17 protein-coding genes are annotated in these 19,948 nt (G+C 72.2%); 7 read left to right on the top strand and 10 right to left on the bottom strand.

Annotation, left to right across the window (positions count from 1 at the left end; all coding sequences use genetic code 11):
* Positions 1-125: 125 nt before the first annotated feature.
* Positions 126-3,035, top strand: coding sequence for an FAD-binding and (Fe-S)-binding domain-containing protein (locus tag ACFVT1_RS02325; RefSeq protein ID WP_389791730.1), 2,910 nt, complete (start codon positions 126-128; stop codon positions 3,033-3,035).
* A gap of 27 nt (positions 3,036-3,062) precedes the next feature.
* Here the strand turns inward: ACFVT1_RS02325 and ACFVT1_RS02320 are convergent, their stop codons facing one another.
* Positions 3,063-3,797: a carbonic anhydrase gene (locus ACFVT1_RS02320; RefSeq protein WP_389791728.1), complete on the bottom strand. Its 735-nt coding sequence runs from the start codon at positions 3,795-3,797 to the stop codon at positions 3,063-3,065.
* 439 nt (positions 3,798-4,236) lie between these two features.
* Between ACFVT1_RS02320 and ACFVT1_RS02315 the strand changes: the two genes are divergently transcribed.
* Positions 4,237-5,172, top strand: coding sequence for an alpha/beta fold hydrolase (locus ACFVT1_RS02315; RefSeq protein WP_389791726.1), 936 nt, complete (start codon positions 4,237-4,239; stop codon positions 5,170-5,172).
* 234 nt (positions 5,173-5,406) lie between these two features.
* Here ACFVT1_RS02315 and ACFVT1_RS02310 read toward each other — a convergent pair whose 3' ends face one another.
* From ACFVT1_RS02310 to ACFVT1_RS02285, 6 genes are all read right to left on the bottom strand, one after another.
* Positions 5,407-7,032, bottom strand: coding sequence for an ABC-F family ATP-binding cassette domain-containing protein (locus ACFVT1_RS02310; protein ID WP_389791724.1), 1,626 nt, complete (start codon positions 7,030-7,032; stop codon positions 5,407-5,409).
* 79 nt (positions 7,033-7,111) lie between these two features.
* On the bottom strand, positions 7,112-8,746 hold the full coding sequence (abc-f, locus tag ACFVT1_RS02305) for a ribosomal protection-like ABC-F family protein (RefSeq protein WP_389791722.1): 1,635 nt from the start codon (positions 8,744-8,746) through the stop codon (positions 7,112-7,114).
* Between the two features lie 411 nt (positions 8,747-9,157).
* Positions 9,158-9,688, bottom strand: coding sequence for a hypothetical protein (locus ACFVT1_RS02300; protein WP_389791721.1), 531 nt, complete (start codon positions 9,686-9,688; stop codon positions 9,158-9,160).
* Positions 9,685-9,933, bottom strand: a complete 249-nt coding sequence (locus tag ACFVT1_RS02295) for a helix-turn-helix transcriptional regulator (RefSeq protein ID WP_389791719.1) — start codon at positions 9,931-9,933, stop codon at positions 9,685-9,687. Before ACFVT1_RS02295 ends, ACFVT1_RS02300 begins: the two co-directional genes overlap by 4 nt.
* Positions 9,934-10,042: 109 nt before the next feature.
* Positions 10,043-11,182 carry a serine hydrolase domain-containing protein gene (locus ACFVT1_RS02290; protein ID WP_389791717.1) on the bottom strand — a complete coding sequence of 380 codons (1,140 nt, stop codon included), beginning with the start codon at positions 11,180-11,182 and terminating at the stop codon, positions 10,043-10,045.
* A gap of 86 nt (positions 11,183-11,268) precedes the next feature.
* Positions 11,269-12,168 carry a LysR family transcriptional regulator gene (locus tag ACFVT1_RS02285; protein WP_389791715.1) on the bottom strand — a complete coding sequence of 300 codons (900 nt, stop codon included), beginning with the start codon at positions 12,166-12,168 and terminating at the stop codon, positions 11,269-11,271.
* Positions 12,169-12,317: 149 nt separating this feature from the next.
* Here ACFVT1_RS02285 and ACFVT1_RS02280 point away from each other — a divergent pair, with 149 nt between their 5' ends.
* A complete protein-coding gene (locus tag ACFVT1_RS02280) occupies positions 12,318-13,298 on the top strand; it encodes a DMT family transporter (protein WP_389791713.1) in 981 nt (326 codons plus the stop codon).
* An 81-nt stretch (positions 13,299-13,379) separates the two neighbouring features.
* Here ACFVT1_RS02280 and ACFVT1_RS02275 read toward each other — a convergent pair whose 3' ends face one another.
* From ACFVT1_RS02275 to ACFVT1_RS02265, 3 genes are read right to left on the bottom strand one after another with little or no spacing between them, the layout of a single operon-like run.
* Positions 13,380-13,910, bottom strand: a complete 531-nt coding sequence (locus tag ACFVT1_RS02275; RefSeq protein WP_389791711.1) for a GNAT family N-acetyltransferase — start codon at positions 13,908-13,910, stop codon at positions 13,380-13,382.
* 10 nt (positions 13,911-13,920) lie between these two features.
* Entirely contained in the window at positions 13,921-14,106 is a 186-nt protein-coding gene (locus ACFVT1_RS02270; protein WP_389791709.1) for a DUF397 domain-containing protein, read from the bottom strand.
* A gap of 10 nt (positions 14,107-14,116) precedes the next feature.
* Positions 14,117-14,971: a helix-turn-helix domain-containing protein gene (locus ACFVT1_RS02265; protein ID WP_389791707.1), complete on the bottom strand. Its 855-nt coding sequence runs from the start codon at positions 14,969-14,971 to the stop codon at positions 14,117-14,119.
* 255 nt (positions 14,972-15,226) lie between these two features.
* Here ACFVT1_RS02265 and ACFVT1_RS02260 point away from each other — a divergent pair, with 255 nt between their 5' ends.
* The 4 genes from ACFVT1_RS02260 to ACFVT1_RS02245 all read left to right on the top strand — a co-directional run bounded on the left by ACFVT1_RS02260 (position 15,227) and on the right by ACFVT1_RS02245 (position 19,941).
* Positions 15,227-15,754: an ATP-binding protein gene (locus tag ACFVT1_RS02260; RefSeq protein WP_389791705.1), complete on the top strand. Its 528-nt coding sequence runs from the start codon at positions 15,227-15,229 to the stop codon at positions 15,752-15,754.
* A 76-nt stretch (positions 15,755-15,830) separates the two neighbouring features.
* Positions 15,831-16,625 carry a TIGR03084 family metal-binding protein gene (locus tag ACFVT1_RS02255; protein ID WP_389791703.1) on the top strand — a complete coding sequence of 265 codons (795 nt, stop codon included), beginning with the start codon at positions 15,831-15,833 and terminating at the stop codon, positions 16,623-16,625.
* Positions 16,622-18,337, top strand: a complete 1,716-nt coding sequence (locus ACFVT1_RS02250) for an acyclic terpene utilization AtuA family protein (protein ID WP_389791701.1) — start codon at positions 16,622-16,624, stop codon at positions 18,335-18,337. Before ACFVT1_RS02255 ends, ACFVT1_RS02250 begins: the two co-directional genes overlap by 4 nt.
* Positions 18,334-19,941 carry an acyl-CoA carboxylase subunit beta gene (locus ACFVT1_RS02245; protein WP_389791699.1) on the top strand — a complete coding sequence of 536 codons (1,608 nt, stop codon included), beginning with the start codon at positions 18,334-18,336 and terminating at the stop codon, positions 19,939-19,941. Before ACFVT1_RS02250 ends, ACFVT1_RS02245 begins: the two co-directional genes overlap by 4 nt.
* The last annotated feature ends 7 nt before the right edge of the window (positions 19,942-19,948 follow it).

Here is a 19,948-nt window from a genome sequence, read left to right as displayed (position 1 = left end):
TGCTTGTGGCGTTCTCTGTCACGTATGTGACTACGTGTCCGACGTATTCCGACGTATTGACGTATTTGGGGGACTCGCGCGGACGCGGGGCCGCCGAGTGACCGGATCAACGGCATCCTGGGCCCATGGCCGCACATCAGAAACCGACGGAACGCGACGCACTCGCACAGGCCCTGCGCGCCGCGGTCCGCGGAGAGGTCGACTTCGGCCCCACCGCACGGGCGTTGACGACGATGGACGCCTCCAACTACCGCCGCGTGCCGTTCGGCGTCGTCACCCCGCGCGACGCCGACGACGTGGCCGCCGCGCTCGTCGTCTGCCGCCGGCACGAGGTGCCCGTGGTCCCGCGCGGCGGTGGCACCTCGATCGCCGGGCAGGCCACCGGCACCGGCGTCGTCCTCGACCTCACGCGCCACATGCGCAGGATCGTCGAGCTGGACGCCGGGTCGCGCACCGCGGTCGTCCAGCCGGGCGTGGTCCTGGACGACCTGCGGGCCGCCGCCGCCCCGCACGGTCTCACCTTCGGCCCGGACCCCTCCACGCACAGCCGCTGCACGCTGGGCGGCATGATCGGGAACAACTCCTGCGGCGCGCACTCGGTCGCGTGGGGCACCACCGCCGACAACGTGCACGGCCTGACCGTGGCCCGCTACGGCGGCGACACGCTCCGGGCGGGCCGGGGCCGGGAGCCCGCACTCCCCACGGAGCTCCCCGGGGCCCCCGGGACCCCCGCCGGGCTCCCCGCACTCCCCACCGGACCACCCGGGCTCCCCGAGCTCATCGGCGCGAATCTGGCCCTGCTCCGGACCGGATTCCCCGAACTCCCGCGCCGCATCTCCGGATACGCCCTGGACGCGCTCCTGCCCGAGCGCGGGGCCGACCTCGCCCGCGCCTTCTGCGGCAGCGAGGGCACCCTCGGTGTGGTGACGGAGGCGACCGTACGGCTGGTCGAGGCACCGGCGGCCCGCGTGCTCGCCGTACTCGGTTACGCGGACGAGGCCGCCGCCGCCGAGGCCGCCCCCGGCCTGCTCCCGTACCGCCCCCTGACCGTGGAGGGCATGGCCGCCGATCTCGTGCGGGAGCCGGCCGGGCTGCCGCGCGGCGCGGCCTGGCTCTTCGTCGAGACGGGCGGCGCCACCCCGGCCGAGGCGCGGGCGCACGCCGAGCGGGTCCTGCGGGCGGCGGACGCGCTGGACGGCGCGGTCGTCACCGACCCGGCTGGGCAGCGGACCCTGTGGCGCATCCGCGAGAACGCGGCGGGCACCGCCACCCGGATGCCGGACGGCACGGAGGCGTGGCCCGGCTGGGAGGACTGCGCCGTACCGCCCGCACGCCTCGGCCCGTACCTCCGCGACTTCCGCGCCCTGCTCGCCGCCCACGGTCTGCGCGGCACCCCGTACGGTCACTTCGGCGACGGCTGCATCCACGTACGGATCGACTTCGACCTGCTGACCGCCGAAGGAGTGGCCCGCTTCCGCCGCTTCTCCGAAGAACTGGCGGACCTGGTCGTCGCGCACGGCGGATCACTGAGCGGGGAGCACGGCGACGGCCAGGCCCGCGCCGAACTGCTCCCGCGCATGTACGGGGACGAACTGGTAGCCCTCTTCGCCCGGTTCAAGGACATCTGGGACCCGGACGGCGGCATGAACCCCGGCGTCCTGGCCCGCCCCGCCCGGCTCGACGAGAACCTCCGCTTCGAGGTGCTGCCGAAGCGCCCGGTGGAGGTCGCGTTCGGATACCCGCACGACGGCGGGGACTTCTCCTCGGCGGTACGCCGATGCGTCGGTGTCGCCGCATGCCGTACGGCGGAACCGGCGGGCCCGGGTGTGATGTGCCCGTCCTTCCGGGCGACCGGCGAGGAGGCCCACTCCACCCGCGGCCGGGCCCGGCTGCTGCACGAGATGCTCGCGGGCGAGGTGATCACGGACGGCTGGCGGTCGACGGAGGTGCGCGACGCGCTCGACCTCTGCCTGTCCTGCAAGGGCTGCCGCGGCGACTGCCCGGTGGGCGTCGACATGGCCACGTACAAGGCGGAGTTCCTGCACCACCACTACCGGGGGCGGCTGCGCCCGGCCGCCCACTACGCGATGGGGCGGCTGCCGACGTGGCTGCGGCTCGCCGCCCCGTTCGCGGGCGCACTGAACGCGTCGGCCCGGCTGCGCCCGGCGGCGGCCCTGGCGAAACGACTGGCGGGGATCGCCCCGGAGCGCGCACTCCCGGTCCTGGCGCGCGAGACGTTCACCCGGTGGTTCCGGCGGCACCGGGGCAGCGGCGCGGTGATCCCGCCGGACGACCGGGCGGTCGCCCTCTGGCCCGACACCTTCACCACCCACCTCTCGCCCGAGGTGGGGCGGGCGGCGGTCCGGGTCCTGGAGGCGGCGGGCCGAAGACCGCTGCTGCCCGGCCGCGGGCTGTGCTGCGGCCTCACGTATGTGTCGACGGGCCAGCTGGACAAGGCCCGCAGGGTGATGCGCCGCACCCTGGACCGGATGGGCGACCTGTGCGGCGAGCCGCTCGTCGTCCTCGAACCGAGCTGCGCCGCCACCCTCCGCACCGACGTGCCGGAGCTCCTCCCGGACGACCCCCGCGCCGCCGGACTCGCGGGCTCGGTCCGGACCTTGGCGGAGTACCTGGAGGAGTACGCCCCCGACTGGCGGCCGCCTCGCCTGGACCGCCCGGTCGCCGGTCAGACGCACTGCCACCAGCACGCCGTCCTGGGTGACGCGGCGGACCGCCGGTTGCGCGAACGGGCCGGGCTGGCCGGCGAGTTGAGCGGAGGCTGTTGTGGGCTGGCGGGGAACTTCGGCTTCGAACGGGGCCATTGGGAGGTGTCGGTGGCGTGTGCGGAGGAACAGTTGCTGCCGTCGGTACGGTCCGCGGAGCTCGGTACGGAGTTCCTGGCGGACGGGTTCTCCTGCCGGACGCAGTTGGAGCAACTGGGCGGCGTGCGGGCCCGCCACCTGGCGGAGGTGCTGGCGGAGGGGCTGGACGACGAGCCCCCGGCCACCGGGCCTCCCGGTCCGTCCGGAGCGTGAGGCGCGGGGCTGTTGGCGCACCGTTGTTCAACCGGGGGCGCCGGCCAGGACGTCCACCTTGCCGCTGTCGAGGTAGTAGTAGGCGCCGACCACGGCAAGGGCGCCCTTTCCCACGAGTGGGGCCAGGTCGTGGTTGGAGCGCAGGTCGGCCGCGGTCAGCTCGACCTGGGCGCGGGCCATGGTCTCGACCGGGTCGGCGCCGCCTTCGCGGACCGCCCGCTCGTACGCCGGCCGCAGGGCCTTGGCGATCGCCTCCAGGTTGCCGGGCAACGGCTTGCCGTCACGGAGGGACTTGTACGCTGCCCCGACGGCGCCGCAGCGCTGATGCCCGAGGACCACGACGAGCGGAGTGCCACTCGTCATGGGCCCGTACTCCACGGACCCCGTGACCACCGGACCGACGGCCTCCCCGCCTGTACGCATCACGTAGAGGTCACCCAGTCCGGTGTCGAAGAGGAGTTCCGGCGGCACCCGGGAGTCGATGCACGAGAGGACCGCTCCGAAAGGTTCCTGCTTCTGGGCCACGAACTCGCGCCGGTTCGGATCGCGGTCGGGATGCCGAAGGTCTCCGCTCACCCAGCGCTTGTTGCCGTCCATCAGTCTCGTGAGCGCCTCGGCGGGGGTGGCCGGCCGGGCTTCCGGCGAGGTGCCGGTCGCCAACGGAGTGGCGCTCGTCGATGAGCACCCCGCCAGTGCGGCCGAGGCGACCACGAGCCCGCCGACGAGCAGAGTTCTGCGATCCGGACGTCCCGCTCTGTCCATGTCGGTGGTTCCCCTCAGTCCGCTGAGATGCGTCCGTACGTCTTGGTCAAGGCGATTGTTCAGCGCGGTACGGGAGCCCGGCCGCAGGCGCAAGCGGGCGCGGGCCGCCTTGCCACCGACGGCCCACAGAACCGGCGCGGGCGGCGGCACGAGCAGCACCACGGCACCGCGCGGACGTCAGACGCCGGTCCGTGCCGACTCCGGAGGCGGAACGCATGGGTTCGCATCACAGCCGATGGCGCTCGTGGACCGTCTTCCACGGCGCGAACCGCTCCGGCAGATCGCGCCGGTGAATCCCGGACTTGGGGTTAACCCCACCGCGCGTACTGGCTTCAGATGCCCACCGACATGCGTGCCAGCCGGTTTCTGTGATCAACCGATTCGCCGAAGGATGGCTGTCGCAGGCGCAACAGCACCCGCAGTCACCAAAGGATCAGTGATGTCTCGCACCCTTCCCAACCGCCGGTCCGCAAACCGGGCCCTGTCGGCCCTCGCCCTGCTGGCCTTGACTGTCGGCGCCGTCACGGCCTGCAGTGACCACGACTCCACCTCCGAGCACTCGGCCTCGTCGTCGGCCGGCTCGTCCGCCTCGCCGGGGACCGGCCGGGCGGGCGAAACAAGGCTGCACATGATCGACAACGACGGTCACCGTCTGGCCTTCCACGTCACACAGGGCCACGGCTCCACCATCGTCCTGGATGCGGGCGGCGGCGAGGATTCCTCCTACTGGAAGGGCCTCGTCCCCAAGCTCCACGCGGCCACCGGCGCCACCGTCATCACCTACGACCGGCCCGGACTCGGCAGGAGCGACGTGGTGCCCGGTCCGTGGAAGGTCGAGAGCGCCGTCAGTGATCTCAAGTCGGGGCTCCAGCAGCTGGGCGTCACCAAGAACGTGACCCTGGTGTCCCACTCCCAGGCCGGCGAGACAGCGACCTACTTCGCCAAGGACAACCCGAAGATGCTCTCCGGTGCGGTCCTCGTCGACGCCAGCCTGCCCCCGCTCTACACGGACGAGGAGATCGCCCGCCTCGCAGCCCTCAGCCGGCCCCAGGTCGACGCGGCGAAGAAGGACCCGGACAAGCCGCAGAACCGCCAGCTCATCTCCACCGCGGAGAGCTACGTCCCGATGCACCAGGCCTACCACAGGGCCACGTGGCCGGACGCGGTACCGGCAACGGTCATCGTCTCGGAGAAGACCCCGTTCGACGGATCCCCCGAGGACGTCCAGCGCTGGCGGGACGCGGCCACCTCGTTCGCCCAGGACGGACCCCGCCGAACGCTCGTCACCGCCAAGGGCAGCTCCCACGACATCCCGAAGGACCGTCCCGACCTCGTGCTCAAGGAGATCGAGAGCATGGTCGCCGCACAGCACTGACCCCACCCCTCGGACGACGTCCTCCGCAGCCTGCCGGCAGCACGGGGGCTCAGCGACCAGCCCCTGCGGCAACGCATCCGGCTTTCCCGGCCCGCGGCTCGCCCGAACGTCGGGCACAGCAGCCCCGCCACCACTCGTTCCAGTGGTGGCGGGGCTGATCACCGACTGGTCGCGGGAAGCGTCAGCAGACTCACGAGCGTGGCCGACACCGACACCGACACCGCGGGCCGGGCGTTACCGGGCCGGCTCCAACCGGATCTCGCGCCCCTGCCAACGTCGCCGAAGCCAGCGGTCGTGGCTCGCGAGGACGATCGCGCCGGGGCCGGTCCTCAGGGCCTCCTCCAGTTCGTCGCACAGGCGCGGGGAGAGATGGTTGGTGGGTTCGTCGAGCAGCAGCAACTGGGGCGGACGGGCCACCAGGAGGGCCAGTGCGAGCCGCCGGCGCTGGCCGACGGACAGCCGGCCGACGGGTTTGCCCAAGTCCGCCGCGTGCATCAGACCGAGCGAGCTCAGCGGCACCTTCTCGGCCCGCGTCGCCCCCAGCAACAGCTCGTAGGTGTCGTGGACCGTGCGGTCGTCCCGGTCGAACACGGTGTCCTGGGCGAGCAGCCCCACCGTCAGTCGGCTCCGCCTGCGTACCTCGCCCTCGGCGGCAAGTCGTCCGGCGAGCACGGCGAGCAGCGTCGACTTGCCCGCCCCGTTGCTGCCCGTGACCAACAGCCGGTCGGTTGCGGACACTTCCAGGGCGTCCAGAGCGAGTCGGCCGGAAACCCGTACGTCCCGCAGAGACACCAGGGACGGCGCACTTTCCTCCGCCCGCGCGGCCAGTTCCCCGGCCGCGAACCGCAGGGGGCGCGGCGGCTCGGCGACCCGGGTGCGCTCCAGTTCCTCCAGCCGCCGTGTGGCATTGCGCACCCGGCGGGAAATCTGGTTCTGTACCCGGCCCGCCCGGTGGCCGTAGCCCATCTTCTCGTTGTCCTGTCGTCCCCGGTCCGGCGCGACCAGGTGCGCCGTCACGCCCGCCGCGTGACGTAGTCCCTCCAACTCCTCCTGCTCCTCGGCGTACCGCCGCTCCCAGCGCTCCCGCACGGCGCGCTTCTCACCCAGGTAGGCGCTGTAGTTGCCGCCGTAGCGGACCGGGCCGTCCGCCGTCGGGTCGAGGTCGACCAGGTGGGTGCAGACAGCGTCAAGAAACGCCCGGTCGTGACTGGCGGCCACCACCGTTCCGGGCAGGCCCCGGATCTGTTCCTCCAGGAAGGCGGCGGCGCCGTCGTCGAGGTGGTTGGTCGGCTCGTCCAGCAGCAGCGCCGACGGCCGTCGGACAAGCAGCGCGGCCAGGGCGAGCCGGCCGCGCTGTCCGCCGGACAGGGAGCCGAGAGTGCGGTCGTGCCCGACCGCGCCGAGGCCCAGCCCGTCGAGCACCAGGGCCGCGCGGCGATCGGCATCCCAGGACTCCCGGTCCTGGGCCTGCTCAAGCCGCCTGCCGTAGGTGTCGAGGAGTTCCTGGTGGCCGGGGGCGCCCTCGGGGGCACGGGCGAGTTCCTCGCCGAGCCGTTCGAGCTCCGTGACGTCCTCGCGGGCCTCGCGCAGCGCCTCGTCCAGCACGGCCGTGATGGACGAGGCGGCCTCGAAAGGCATTTCCTGGTGCAGGAAGCCGATGTCACCGGGGCGCGAGACGCTTCCTGTGTCGGGTTGGTCCACGCCGGCCAATACGCGCAGCAGGGTGGACTTGCCGACACCGTTCTCCCCGATCAGACCGATGCGATGGCCGGGGGAAGCGGTCAGGGAGACGCCGTCGAGAACCCGTCGGCCCCCGAGGTTGCGGACGAGTTCGTGGGCGAGCAGAGCGGGCTGGGACACAGAGAACCGTCCAACGTGATCGATGGTCGGCCCGCCGGGCACAGGGCCTCGGACGCGGGCCACTCAACACGTCGGCGACTCACACTGCGGGGGCTCCGGTCTCCTTGAGAGCTCCGTCGGCGAGCCGCAGCCAGCGGTTCACCCCGATCTCGGCAAGGAACTGCTCGTCGTGACTGATCACCATGAACGCGCCCTGGTAGGAGTCGAGCGCGCTCTCGAGCTGGCCCGCACTGACCAGGTCGAGGTTGTTGGTCGGCTCGTCGAGCAGGAGCAGATGGGGAGCCGGTTCGGCGCACAGCACGCAGGCCAGGGTGGCGCGCAGCCGTTCACCGCCGGAGAGTACCCCCACCGGCAGGTGCGCGCGGGCGCCCCGGAAGAGGAATCGGGCGAGCAGGTTCATCCGCTCCGCCTCGGGCCGCTCGGGGGCGAACACGGCGAAATTCTCCGCCACGGTGCGGTCCAGGTCCAGCAGGTCCAGGCGCTGCGAAAGATAGGCGATCCGGCCGTCGTTGCGCGTGATCTCCCCGCTGTCCGGCGCGAGATCGCCGGTGATCAGCCGCAGCAGGGTGGTCTTTCCGGCACCGTTGGGCCCGGTCAGGGCGATCCGCTCGGGGCCGCGGATGGTCAGGTTGACGCCGCCGTCGGCGAACACGGCCTGGCCGGCGTGGTGCACCTGCATCCCCGCGCCGAGGAAGAGGTTGCGTCCAGCGGGCACCTGGGTGTCGGGCAGTTCAAGGGTGAGGCGCTGTTCCTCGCGCAGGGCGCGTCCGGCCTCGTCGAGCCGGGCCTTGGCCTCGCTGACCCGGGACGAGTGCATCTGGCCGGCCCGGCCCGCGGATTCCTGCGCGCCGCGCTTCATGTTGCCGGCGAAGATGCGGGGCAGCCCTGCGTTCTTGAGGTTGCGGGCGGCGTTGCTCTGGCGGCGTTCGGCGCGCTCGCGGGCCTGCTGCAGCTCCCGCTTCTCCCGCTTCAGCTCCTGCTCGGCGTTGCGGATGTTCTTCTCCGCGACCTCCTGCTCGGCGCGCACGGCCTCCTGGTACTCGGTGAAGTTCCCGCCGTAGAAGCGCAGTTCGTCGCCGGTGAGTTCGGCGATACGTTCCATGCGGTCGAGCAGCGCGCGGTCGTGGCTGACCAGCAGCAGGCAGCCGTTGAAGTCCGCCAGCACGTCGTAGAGCTTGTGCCGGGCTTCCAGATCGAGGTTGTTGGTCGGCTCGTCGAGCAGCAGCACGTCGGGGCGCCTGAGCAGCTGGGCGGCGAGGCCGAGGGAGACGACCTGGCCGCCGCTGAGCGTGCTCAGGCTCCGGTCCAGAGCGAGGCCGCCCAGCCCGAGACGGTCGAGCTGGGCGCGGGTGCGCTCTTCGATGTCCCAGTCGTCACCGATGGCGGTGAAGTGTTCCTCGCTCACGTCCCCGGATTCGACGGCGTCCAGGGCTCGGATCACCGCGGCGATGCCGAGCACCTCGGCGACCGTGAGGTTTCCGGTCAGAGGGAGGCTCTGTGGGAGGTAGCCCAGCGTCCCGTTGATTGCAACCGAGCCGGTGGCGGGCTTGAGTTCTCCGGCGATCAGCTTGAGCAGCGTGCTCTTGCCGGAACCGTTGGGTGCGACCAGGCCCGTGCGGCCGGTGGCCACGGTGAACGACAGGTCGGTGAAGACCGGGGTGTCGTCAGGCCAGGTGAAGGAGAGGTTCGAGCAGATGATGGCAGCGTCGGACATGGAGCGACCTCGAAGAATCAAGGGCAGACCTCTGCCCTGGGCAGTGTGGGAAAAAGGGGTACGACGAATCAGCCACGCCGGCAGCACTACTGAGCGCTGTCCGGTGGCCGGTCACATCCGGATCTCACCCGGAGATGTCGTCTTCACCCGCCACGTCTGCCACTCCTCGATTGCACATTGCACTCACTCGTACGGTAGCAGGAGTTGCTCCCTGTCCGGTCCGGGCGGTGTTCGCCCGAGCGGCCATCGGGCTCCTGGCCATCTGCGCGATCTCCGAGAGGGGCACCGCCTGGTGGGGCCGTCCTGCCACCGCCGCACGATCGGGTCCGGCGATGTTCTTATCGGCCGGGGCATCGGCCGGTACTGGACGGAGCGCGCGTGCCGGGGGCGCGGAGAGCCAAGGCGAACGCGTCAGGCCGCGGGGCTGTCGTCTTCGGGCGGATCGTCCTGAGCCATCAGGCCGGCCACCCACAACGGCATCAGCCAGTGCACTACGAGGACTGCGACGAGTACCGGTGCCGCATACGCCGTGTGGGCATTGCCGTCGGCCGCACCCGCGGTCAACAGCCCACCGGCAGTCACGGCAAGGAGCAGGGCCATCGTCCGGTGGGCGCGGGCTTGCACCCGGGCGCGTTCGGCGGATTGGCGTTCGTCCAGCGCTCGTTCACGCAGTTCGAGCAGGCCACGGGTGGCCGCATTGATGGCCCCGGTCGCGACCATCCACGGCAGGAACAGCACCGCCATGACGACGACGCCCCAGATCGGCTGCCCCTCCGTGAGGCAGAAGTAGGCCACGAGCCCGCCGATGGCCGCGGTCAGCACCACGTGTGCGGCGACGACCAGGTGCCGACGGGCGGCCGTGGCGTACAGCGGTCGGCTGCGGCGGTCGTTCATGAGCCGCAGCATGCTGCGGTCGTAGCGCGTCAGCGGCCTGGTCGTCATGACGTCTTCCTCCCGTAGATCTCATCCGTGAGCGGCCGGAACGGTTCGAGCGAGAACAGCGCCTCCACCGGCAGCTCGAAGAAGTTCGCGATCCTCAGGGCCAGGTCGAGGCTCGGGTTGTACTGCCCCCGCTCGATGTAGCCGATGGTCTGGTAATGCGCTCCCACCGCCTCAGCCAGGCGCTGCCGCGACACCTTCCGCTCGGCGCGAACCATCGCCAGTCTGTTATGCACCTGCTCACTCATGTATAAGAACTACTACATCATGGCAGGGGAGTACAACATCGGGCAGCGCTTCTGTCCGCGGACGCGGGTGCGGCGGGCAGAGGAAAGCCCGCCGCACCCGCACCCCTCGTCAAGCCCCCGCAGCCTCCAGCACCGCCGCCACCAGCCGCTCGTTCTCCGGCGCCGCGCCACCCGGGAACGCGTACCGGCGCCGCGTGTACCCGTACGCGACCCCGCTTGCCGGATCGGCGAACGCCTGCGCCCCCGCCGCACCGCAGTGCCCGAACGCCCCCTCGCCCAGGGACGGATACCGGATCTGCGGCCGCTCGAAGCCGAGACCGAAGTGGTCCGCCTCGGCGGTCACCAGGTCGACGCCCGCCAGGCCCAGCCGGGCGAACACCTCCCGGGTCTCCGGCTTGAGCAGCGGGGCCCGCCCGTCCACCTCCGAGATGGCGGCCGCGTACATCCCGGCCAGCCCGCGCGCCGAACCCACACCGCCCACCGACGCCGAGCCGAGCGCCCGCACGGACGGGGTGTTGATCCAGGCGATGAAGTCGGTCGGGCGGTTGAAGGAGATCGCCTGAAGACTCTTCGGGTCGTCCGGGTGCGCCGCGAGCGCCGCCTCCTGCTCCGGGGTGGGTGCCATGGGCCGGATGGCGACGTAGCGCGGTTCGAGCTCCTCCGGCTGCCCCAGGTAGAAGTCGAGGCCGTACGGGGCCCGGATCCGCTCTTCGTACAGCTCCTGGATCGACCGCCCGGTGGCCCGGCGCACGACCTCACCGGTGAGCGCACCGATCACCGTGCCGTGGTACCCGTACGCCGTGCCGGGCTCCCAGAACGGCGTGCGTTCCGCCAGCAGGGCGGCGAGCGCCCGGTCGTCGGCCAGTACCTCGTCCGGGATCCCGCCCTCCACCCCGATCACGCCGGAACGGTGCCCGAGCAGCTCCCGCAGAGTCAGGGCGTCCTTGCCCCCGGCCGCGAACTCGGGCCAGTAGGAGGCGACCGTACGGTCCAGACCGAGCACCCCGTCCTGCACCAGCAGGGCGACCACGAGGTGGGCCGCGCCCTTGGTGCAGGAGAAGACCGCCGGAAGTGAGTCGCCCCCGATCCCGTCCCCGGCCCAGAGGTCGACGACCGGCCGGCCGTCCAGACGGGCGGCGAGCTGGGCCCCCGGCTCGTCGGTGCCCTCGGCGAGTACGGCGGCGAATTCCTCCCGTACGCCCTCGAAGCCCGCGGCGACCGTTCCGTGGACGCTGATTTCGTTCGACATGGTGGTGTGTGCCCCCCTGGCGGGCCGTGCGGCCTTCGCGCGGCCTTCACTGCACCCCAACTGGCCTACGGCGCACGGAAATTCCCCTACTCCACGGCGTCCCGCGCCACGATCTCGCGGGCGAGCGCGACCAGCTTCGGCAGCGCGGGATGGCCGGGGGCGTCGCGCCGGGCGAGCAGGACCGGGACGGGCGGGGCGTCGACGAGGGGGCGGTAGGCGACCCCGGAGTGCGGGTGCATTCCGGCGGTGGACGCGGTGGAGACCCCGACGCCGCGCCCGGCCGCGATGGCGGTCAGCCAGTCGTCGGTGTTGGCGACGGTGAGGGTGGCGGCGGGCCGGGTGTCCGGCGGCCACAGGTCGACGGTGGTCGTGCCGGAGACGGTGTTGAGGACGACGGTGCTGTCCGTCAGGTCGGCGAGAGTGAGCGTGGGGTGCCGTGCGAGCGGCCCGTCCGTCGCCATCGCCGCCACCCGGTCCTCCTCGAACAGCACCTCGGTGACGAGCCCCGGTGCCTCGACGGGCCCCCGCAGCAGCGCGGCATCGACCTCGCCGCGGGTGAGCCCGGCGGTGCGGTCGTCGATCCGCAGCAGTTCGAGCGGGGTCCGCGGGTACCGCTCCTGCCAGCGGCGCAGCAGCGGTGTGGTGTACGGGCCGAACGCGGACCAGGCGTGCCCGAGCCGCAGCGGCCGCTGGCGCAGTTCGCCGGGGTCGAGCGCCTCGTCGAACGCGGCGACCGCGGCGGCGGCCCTGTCCCGGAAGGCGACGCCTTCGGGGGTGAGGGCGAGGTGGTGGGTGGACCGGTCGACGAGCCGGACACCGAGGCGCTGCTCCAGGGCGGCCAGCGTGCGGGAGACCACGGGCTGGGTGAGGCGGAGACGGGCGGCGGCGCGGGTGACGTTGCCCTCGTCGGCGACGGCGAGGAAGGCGCGCAGATGGCGCACTTCGATACCGCGACCAGCACTTTCCCCGGAACGCCCGATGCTCATGCGCGGGGAGCATAACCAGAGCTCGATCGACATTTCACGTGGCACGCGGAGGTACCTACCGTAAGAGGACGTACCGCACGAGCGAAGTGCAGTATCTTCAATCGAACAGTGCATTGAGTTGCACTCTCGGATCGGGAGGGACACCGCAGGTGAACGACCAGCGCAGTGCCGCAGCGGCCGCGGCGGCCACGGAGCAGGCCGCAGCCGTCGCCGTGCCGGAGGCGGTGTCCGCCCTGGGCGGCGCGGGAGGTCCCGCGCGCCCCGGCGGCCGGAGGGCGGCGCTCGCCCCGGTCGCGCTGGTGGTCGCGGGTGGGCTCTCCGTCCAGTTCGGCTCCGCGATCGCGGTCCTGCTGATGCCGCGGGCCGGAGCGCTCGGGGTGGTCACCCTGCGCCTGGCCGTCGCCGCGCTCGTCCTGATGGCCGTCTGCCGCCCGAAGCTGCGCGGCCATTCGCGCGCCGACTGGGGCACGGTCCTCGCGTTCGGGGTGGCCATGGGCGGCATGAACACGCTCTTCTACCAGGCCGCCGACCGGATCCCGCTGGGCGCGGCCGTCACCCTGGAGGTGCTGGGCCCGCTGGCCCTCTCGGTGATCGCCTCCCGCCGCCTGATCAACCTGGTGTGGGCGGGCCTCGCGCTGGGCGGGGTCGTGCTGCTCAGCGGGGGCGGCTTCGACCGTCTCGATCCGGTGGGCGCCGCGTACGCACTGGGCGCGGGCGTCATGTGGGCGACGTACATCCTCTTCAGCGCCCGCACCGGCCGCCGCTTCCCCCAGGCGGACGGCCTGGCCTTGGCCCTGGTGGTCGCCGCGCTGCTCTCGCTGCCCCTCGGCATCCTGGAGTCGGGCTCGAAACTGCTGGTCCCGTCCACGCTGGGCATGGGCGCGGCGGTCGCGCTGCTGAGCTCGGTCCTCCCGTACACCCTCGAACTCATGGCGCTGCGCCGTCTGCCCGCGCCCACCTTCGCGATCCTGATGAGCCTGGAACCGGCGATCGCGGCCACCGCCGGCTTCCTCGTCCTCGACCAGGCCCTCTCCACGACGGACGCCCTGGCCATCGCCCTGGTCATCGGGGCGAGCATGGGCGCGGTACGCAGCCAGGTGCGGGGCGGGAAGAGCCGCGACCGCGCCTGAGTAGCCGCGCGCACGCGGCCCGTTCGCCCGACGCCCTGGCCGCCCGTATCCACCGGGCCCCATGAGCGGCGGCGGAACGGATCACCGGATCGCGGAGGGCTCCCCGACCGGGCCGGCGGGGGCCATGTACGCACGCATCCGGGCCGCACGCCCGTCGGCCGTGGTCCAGTCGTCGGTGCGGCTGCCGAGGTAGCGCCACCCGGCACGCTCGTAGAACGCGACGGCGGCCGCCCCGCCCTCCTCGGCCTCCAGGACGAGCCGCACACCGTCCGCTGCCGCCGCCGCCCTCACCGTGTCGAGCAACGCGCTCGCCACCCCGCGGCGGCGTGCCTCGGAGCGCGCGAAGAGCCGGGCGACCGACGCCAGTCCGGCCACGGGCAGACCGGCCTCCTTCGCCAGAACCTCCTCCGTACGCGTGAGCGCCACATGCCCCAGCACCGTCGGACCGTCCACGGCCACCCAGGCGTCGAGCAGCCCATGGGGCGTCAGCCAGCCCCCCGGGTCGGCCGGCCACCGGGCCGGGTAGCGGTCTGCCTCGTGCACGGTCGCCAGCGCGCCGACGCACGCCTCCATGTCGCCGTCGCGGCGGTGACGGATCTCTATCGTGCCCATGGCCCGGTGCTCATATCTCGTCCGTGCAGATGCCGGATATCAACGCGTGGAACGCGGTCCGTCCGGTGGTGACGACCCGGGCCGGGCGGGTGCTGTCACGGAGGGCGACGCGGTGGGGGGCCGGGGTGGCGACTTCTACGCAGTTGTTGCCGCCGCCCGCGCAGTAGGACGAACGCTGCCAGCTGTCTTCCTTCATGGGTGTCCTCTCATAGTTCGCGCGCGATGGCACGGATGAAGTCCTGTGACTCGCGGTGAGGCAGGGCCGACCCTTCCATGAGGTCGAGCAGTGTGCGGTAGTTGGCCAGCGGTGTCGGGGCGTCCACGAAGTGCGCGCCCATGGCCGTGTCCAGTTGCACGGTGTCCAGCGCCTGAACGGCCCCTTCGGCGTAGAGGACGGACTGCCCGGCGCCGTGGAATGCTCCGGCGCCGAACGGGATGACGAGGAGCGTCACATGGGGCTGATCGGCGGCTTCGGCCAGGTGGTTCAGCTGCTTGCGAGCCACTTCGCGGCCTCCGAATTCCAGGCGCAGGGCAGCCTCGTGAATGATTCCCAGGTACGGAGTCGGGTTCTCGCCGCTGACGACGGACTGGCGGCCCATCCGGTGCGCGACGCGTAGCTCGACGTCGAGACGGCGGAGCGGTGGTACGCCGAGATCGAAGATGGCGCGAGCGTGGTCCTCGGTCTGGAACAGCCCCGGCAGATGAACGGTCTGGGCCGTTCTGATCCGGGTGGCGTGGTGCTCGATCTCGGACACGTCGAGGTGTCCGTCGGGCAGTTTGCCGCGGTACTCGTCCCACCACTGCCGACTCCGGCGTCCCTTGGCCATGGCGGCCAGCGCACCGACCAGTGAGGCGTCCGGACACTTGTAGAAGCATGCGATCTGCCGGACGCGTTCGTCACTGAGGCCGGTGCGGCCCGCCTCGATGTTGGAGACCATCGTTCGGTCCGCACCGAGCAGGGCGGCCGCTTCCCCGACGGACAGACCGGCTTGCTCGCGCATGCGACGCATCTCGGTCGCGAGGCGACGCTGGCGGCCGGTCGGGGCATTTCGTGGAGCCATGGATCCTCTCTCAAGCGCGCAGTCAGTCTTGCAGCGCGGGCCGATGAAGACCAATGAGTCACTCAAGTGCTCACTCGTTCGTGGAAATTGACTCACATGTGAGTGGGGATGCTCTAGCTTGTGTCCCGCGCCACTCGACCCGTACCGGCGGAAGCGCACCGTCCCCCGTCAAGGGCACGGCATTGCCACCGCCGACCGCACCGCGTGGTCGCACCGCAACCGTTCCTGCCGCGCAGCGCACCCAGGAGGTGCCACGTGAATTCCCCCTCGCAGCCGAACTCCGACCCCGTCCCCCTCTCGTTCGACGAACCGTGGCGTTACGAACTCGGTTTCCCGTGCGACCCGAGAGGGCCGCGTATCGCGCGCACCACCATGCGGGCGGTCCTCATGGCACACGGGCTCACCGAACTGACCTATCGGGCCGAGTTGTTGGCGTCCGAGCTGACCACCAACTCCGTGCGCTACACCAAGGGGCGGATCACCCTCCGCCTTCACTGGCTCTGCCCCGTGCTCCGCGTCAGTGTGCGCGACCTGAGCCCCGACCTGCCGGAGCTGCGCCGTCCCAGGCCCCGGGACGGTGACGAGAAGGGGCGAGGGCTGGTGCTCCTCGATCTCGTCGCCGACCGGTGGGGCGGCTGCGCGATGGGGGAAGGGGCTCATGAGCCGGGCGGCAAGACCATCTGGTTCGAACTCGCCCTGGACAGCGAGGGGGTGGCGCCGGGTGCGGTGATCGCGCAGCCTGTCCCTGTCCCTGTCCCTGTCCCGGTGGCGGGTGGAAAATAATGCAAGCATGCTTGCTTGTTTATAGGTCCGCTGCCATGCTCCTGGGCACACCGCCTTGCCCCGAGGGGAGCGCACCGTGCCCGATGTCGCCGCCGTGATCGACGATCTGCGCGAGGAGAGCCAGGAACTCGACGTACTCGTCCGGGAGTTGGGCGCCGGGCAATGGGGTGCGGCGACTCCCGCCCCGGGCTGGAGTGTCGCGCACCAGATCGCCCATCTCACCTGGACCGACGAGGTCGCGCTGCTGGCCGCCACCGATGCCGACGCCTTCGCCGGGGAGGTGGCCAAGGCCCTGGAGGCGCCCGAATCCTTCGTCGACCAGGGGGCCGAGGGGCTGGCCGCACTGGCGCCCGACGCGCTGCTCGCGCGGTGGCGGGACGGGCGGGGGCGGCTGGAGGCGGTGTTGCGGGACGCTCCGGCCGGGGTGCGCATCCCCTGGTACGGGCCGCCGATGAGCGTCGCTTCGATGGCGACCGCCCGGATCATGGAGACCTGGGCGCACGGCCAGGACATCGCCGACGCCCTCGGCGTCACCAGGACCCCCACCGCCCGGCTGCGGCACGTCGCCCGGATCGGGGTGCGGGCCAGGGACTACGCCTACCTGGTGCGGGGGATCGCCGTGCCCGGGGAGGAGTTCCGGGTCGAACTGAAGGCGCCCGACGGCGAGTCGATCGCGTTCGGCGCCGAGGACGCACCGCAGCGCGTCACCGGGCCGCTGCTCGACTTCTGCCTCCTGGTCACCCGGCGCGCCCACCGCGACGACCTCGCTGTCCGGGCCGCCGGGCCCGACGCCGACCAGTGGCTCGACATCGCCCAGGCGTTCGCCGGGCCGCCCGGACCCGGCCGCTCGCCACGGGGCGGCGGCGCATGACCGGGCCGCTGCGGATCGGCAACGCCTCCGGGTTCTACGGCGACCGCTTCGACGCCGTGCGCGAGATGCTCACCGGCGGCCCCCTCGACGTCCTCACCGGGGACTACCTGGCCGAACTGACCATGCTCATCCTCGGCCGGAGCCGGCTCAAGGACCCCGCGCGCGGGTACGCCACCACCTTCCTGCGCCAGCTGGAAGAGGGCCTCGGGCTCGCCCACGAGCGCGGGGTGAAGATCGTCGCCAATGCCGGAGGACTCAATCCGGCCGGACTCGCCGACGCCGTACGGGAGTTGGCGCACAAGGTGGGCGTGCCGGTGCGGGTCGCCCATGTGGAGGGCGACGCCCGCCCCGTGCCCGAGGGGTACCTCACCGCCAACGCCTACCTCGGCGGCGCCGGTATCGCCGCCTGCCTCACCGGGGGCGCCGATGTCGTCGTCACCGGGAGGGTCACCGACGCCGCCCTCGTCACCGGGCCCGCCGCCGCCCGCTTCGGCTGGGGGCCCGAGGACCACGACGCGCTCGCCGGGGCCGTCGTCGCCGGCCACGTACTGGAGTGCGGAACCCAGGCCACCGGCGGGAACTACGCGTTCTTCCGGGGCCACGACCTGCGGCGGCCCGGCTTCCCCGTCGCCGAGATCCACGCCGACGGCTCGTCCGTCGTCACCAAGCACGACGGCACGGGCGGCGTCGTCGATGTCGGCACCGTCACCGCCCAGTTGCTGTACGAGACCGGCGGCGCCCGGTACGCCGGACCGGACGTCACCGCCCGGCTCGACACGGTACGGCTGGTCCAGGAGGGCCCCGACCGGGTACGGATCTCCGGTGTGCGCGGCGAGGCCCCGCCCGCCACCCTCAAGGTCGGGCTGAACCGGCTCGGCGGCTGGCGCAACGAGGTCGTCTTCGTACTCACCGGGCTCGACATCGAGGCCAAGGCGCGGCTGGTGCAGGACCAGTTCGCGGACGCCCTCGCCCGATCCGGCAGCCGACCGGGGGACGTGCGCTGGGAGCTGGCCCGCACCGACCGGGCCGACGCCGGAACCGAGGAGACCGCGAGCGCGCTGCTGCGGCTCGTCGTCCGCGACCGGGACCCGGAGGCCGTCGGGCGCGTGGTCTCCGGCGCCGCCGTCGAGCTCGCGCTCGGCAGCTACCCGGGCTTCCATGTCACCGCCCCACCCGGAAAGGGCGCCCCGTACGGGGTGTTCGAGGCGGCGTACGTACCGGCGGGCGACGTCCCGCACGTGGCCGTGCTCCCGGACGGGCGGCGGGTGCGGCAGGAACCTCCCGTACAGACGCGGCCCCTCCGGGACGTCGGGGAGCCGCCCCTGCCCGAACCCCTGCCGTCCGGCGGGCCCACCCGGACCGCCCCGCTCGGCCGGGTCGCGGGCGCCCGCAGCGGTGACAAGGGCGGCGACGCCAACGTGGGGGTGTGGGCCGTCGGCGACGACGCCTGGCGCTGGCTGGCCCACGAGCTGACCGTCGAGCGGTTCCGGGAGCTGCTGCCGGAGAGCGCCGGCCTCACCGTCGTACGCCATGTCCTGCCGAACCTCCGCGCCCTGAACTTCGTGGTCCACGGGCTGCTCGGCGAGGGCGTCGCCGGCCGGCACCGGTTCGATCCGCAGGCCAAGGCGGTGGGGGAGTGGCTGCGGTCCCGGTGCCTCGCCATCCCCGTAGCGCTGCTGGAAGCCGTCCACGCACCGGAGGTGAACGCATGACCGTCCTGCCCACCGCACTCGACACCGCGAGCCCCGAATACGCCGCGAACCGTGCGGCCATGCTCGCGAAACTCGACGAGCTGGCCGTCGAGCACACCAAGGCGCAGGCGGGCGGCGGTGCGAAGTACGTCGAGCGGCACCGCTCGCGCGGCAAGCTCCTGGCCCGTGAGCGGATCGAGCTGCTGATCGACCAGGACACCCCGTTCCTGGAGCTGTCGCCGCTCGCCGCCTGGGGGAGCGAGGCCCCCGCGTACGCGGTCGGCGCCTCGCTCGTGACCGGGATCGGGGTGGTGGCGGGCGTGGAGTGCCTGATCACCGCCAACGACCCGACCGTACGCGGCGGCGCCTCCAACCCCTGGACCCTGAAGAAGGCCCTGCGGGCGAACGAGATCGCCTTCGCCAACCGGCTGCCCTGCATCAGCCTCGTCGAGTCCGGCGGCGCCGACCTCCCCTCGCAGAAGGAGATCTTCATCCCGGGCGGGGCGCTGTTCCGCGACCTCACCCGGCTGTCGGCGGCCGGTATCCCGACCGTGGCCGTCGTCTTCGGGAACTCGACCGCCGGTGGGGCGTACGTCCCCGGCATGTCCGACCACACCGTCATGATCAAGGAACGGTCCAAGGTCTTCCTCGGCGGACCGCCCCTGGTGAAGATGGCGACCGGTGAGGAGAGCGACGACGAATCGCTCGGCGGCGCCGAGATGCACGCCCGCACCTCCGGGCTCGCCGACCACTTCGCCGTCGACGAGCAGGACGCGCTGCGCCAGGCCCGCCGGATCGTCGCCCGGCTCAACTGGCGCAAGGCGCACGCCGATCCGGGCCCCGCCGAACCGCCGAAGTACGACGAGGACGAGCTGATCGGCATCGTGCCCGGCGACCTGAAGGTGCCCTTCGACCCGCGCGAGGTGATCGCCCGGCTCGTCGACGGCTCCGACTTCGACGCGTTCAAACCGCTCTACGGGACCAGCCTGGTGACCGGGTGGGCCGCACTGCACGGCTATCCCGTCGGCATCGTCGCCAACGCGCAGGGCGTGCTGTTCAGCGAGGAGTCGCAGAAGGCCACGCAGTTCATCCAGCTCGCCAACCAGCGCGACATTCCGCTGCTCTTCCTGCACAACACCACCGGCTACATGGTCGGCAAGGAGTACGAACAGGGCGGCATCATCAAGCACGGCGCGATGATGATCAACGCGGTGTCGAACTCCCGGGTCCCGCACCTGTCCGTGCTGATGGGCGCCTCGTACGGAGCCGGGCACTACGGCATGTGCGGACGGGCGTACGACCCGCGCTTCCTCTTCGCCTGGCCCAGCAGCAAGTCCGCCGTCATGGGGCCGCAGCAGCTCGCCGGGGTGCTGTCCCTCGTCGCCCGCGCCTCCGCCGCCGCGAAGGGCCGGCCCTATGACGACGAGGCCGACGCCGGGCTGCGCGCGATGGTGGAGCAGCAGATCGAGTCCGAGTCGCTGCCCATGTTCCTGTCCGGGCGGCTGTACGACGACGGGGTCATCGACCCGCGCGACACCAGGACCGTCCTCGGGATGTGCCTGTCCGCGATCCACACCGCCCCGGTCGAAGGCACCCGTGGCGGCTTCGGAATCTTCCGGATGTGAGGCCACA

This window comes from Streptomyces sp. NPDC057963, assembly GCF_042887155.1.
In the GTDB taxonomy this organism is placed as follows: domain Bacteria; phylum Actinomycetota; class Actinomycetes; order Streptomycetales; family Streptomycetaceae; genus Streptomyces.
Note: the sequence above shows the minus strand (reverse complement) of the source record. Positions and strands in the feature narration are given on the sequence as shown.

Bases quoted from the DNA above. Each gene is read 5' to 3' on its own strand.
- ACFVT1_RS02315 (WP_389791726.1), top strand. From the start codon at position 4,237: ATGTCTCGCACCCTTCCCAACCGCCGGTCCGCAAACCGGGCCCTGTCG.
- ACFVT1_RS02325 (WP_389791730.1), top strand. From the start codon at position 126: ATGGCCGCACATCAGAAACCGACGGAACGCGACGCACTCGCACAGGCC.
- ACFVT1_RS02250 (WP_389791701.1), top strand. From the start codon at position 16,622: ATGACCGGGCCGCTGCGGATCGGCAACGCCTCCGGGTTCTACGGCGAC.
- ACFVT1_RS02245 (WP_389791699.1), top strand. From the start codon at position 18,334: ATGACCGTCCTGCCCACCGCACTCGACACCGCGAGCCCCGAATACGCC.
- abc-f (WP_389791722.1), bottom strand. From the start codon at position 8,746: ATGTCCGACGCTGCCATCATCTGCTCGAACCTCTCCTTCACCTGGCCT.
- ACFVT1_RS02270 (WP_389791709.1), bottom strand. From the start codon at position 14,106: ATGAAGGAAGACAGCTGGCAGCGTTCGTCCTACTGCGCGGGCGGCGGC.
- ACFVT1_RS02295 (WP_389791719.1), bottom strand. From the start codon at position 9,933: ATGAGTGAGCAGGTGCATAACAGACTGGCGATGGTTCGCGCCGAGCGG.
- ACFVT1_RS02300 (WP_389791721.1), bottom strand. From the start codon at position 9,688: ATGACGACCAGGCCGCTGACGCGCTACGACCGCAGCATGCTGCGGCTC.
- ACFVT1_RS02290 (WP_389791717.1), bottom strand. From the start codon at position 11,182: ATGTCGAACGAAATCAGCGTCCACGGAACGGTCGCCGCGGGCTTCGAG.
- ACFVT1_RS02275 (WP_389791711.1), bottom strand. From the start codon at position 13,910: ATGGGCACGATAGAGATCCGTCACCGCCGCGACGGCGACATGGAGGCG.
- ACFVT1_RS02285 (WP_389791715.1), bottom strand. From the start codon at position 12,168: ATGAGCATCGGGCGTTCCGGGGAAAGTGCTGGTCGCGGTATCGAAGTG.
- ACFVT1_RS02320 (WP_389791728.1), bottom strand. From the start codon at position 3,797: ATGGACAGAGCGGGACGTCCGGATCGCAGAACTCTGCTCGTCGGCGGG.
- ACFVT1_RS02265 (WP_389791707.1), bottom strand. From the start codon at position 14,971: ATGGCTCCACGAAATGCCCCGACCGGCCGCCAGCGTCGCCTCGCGACC.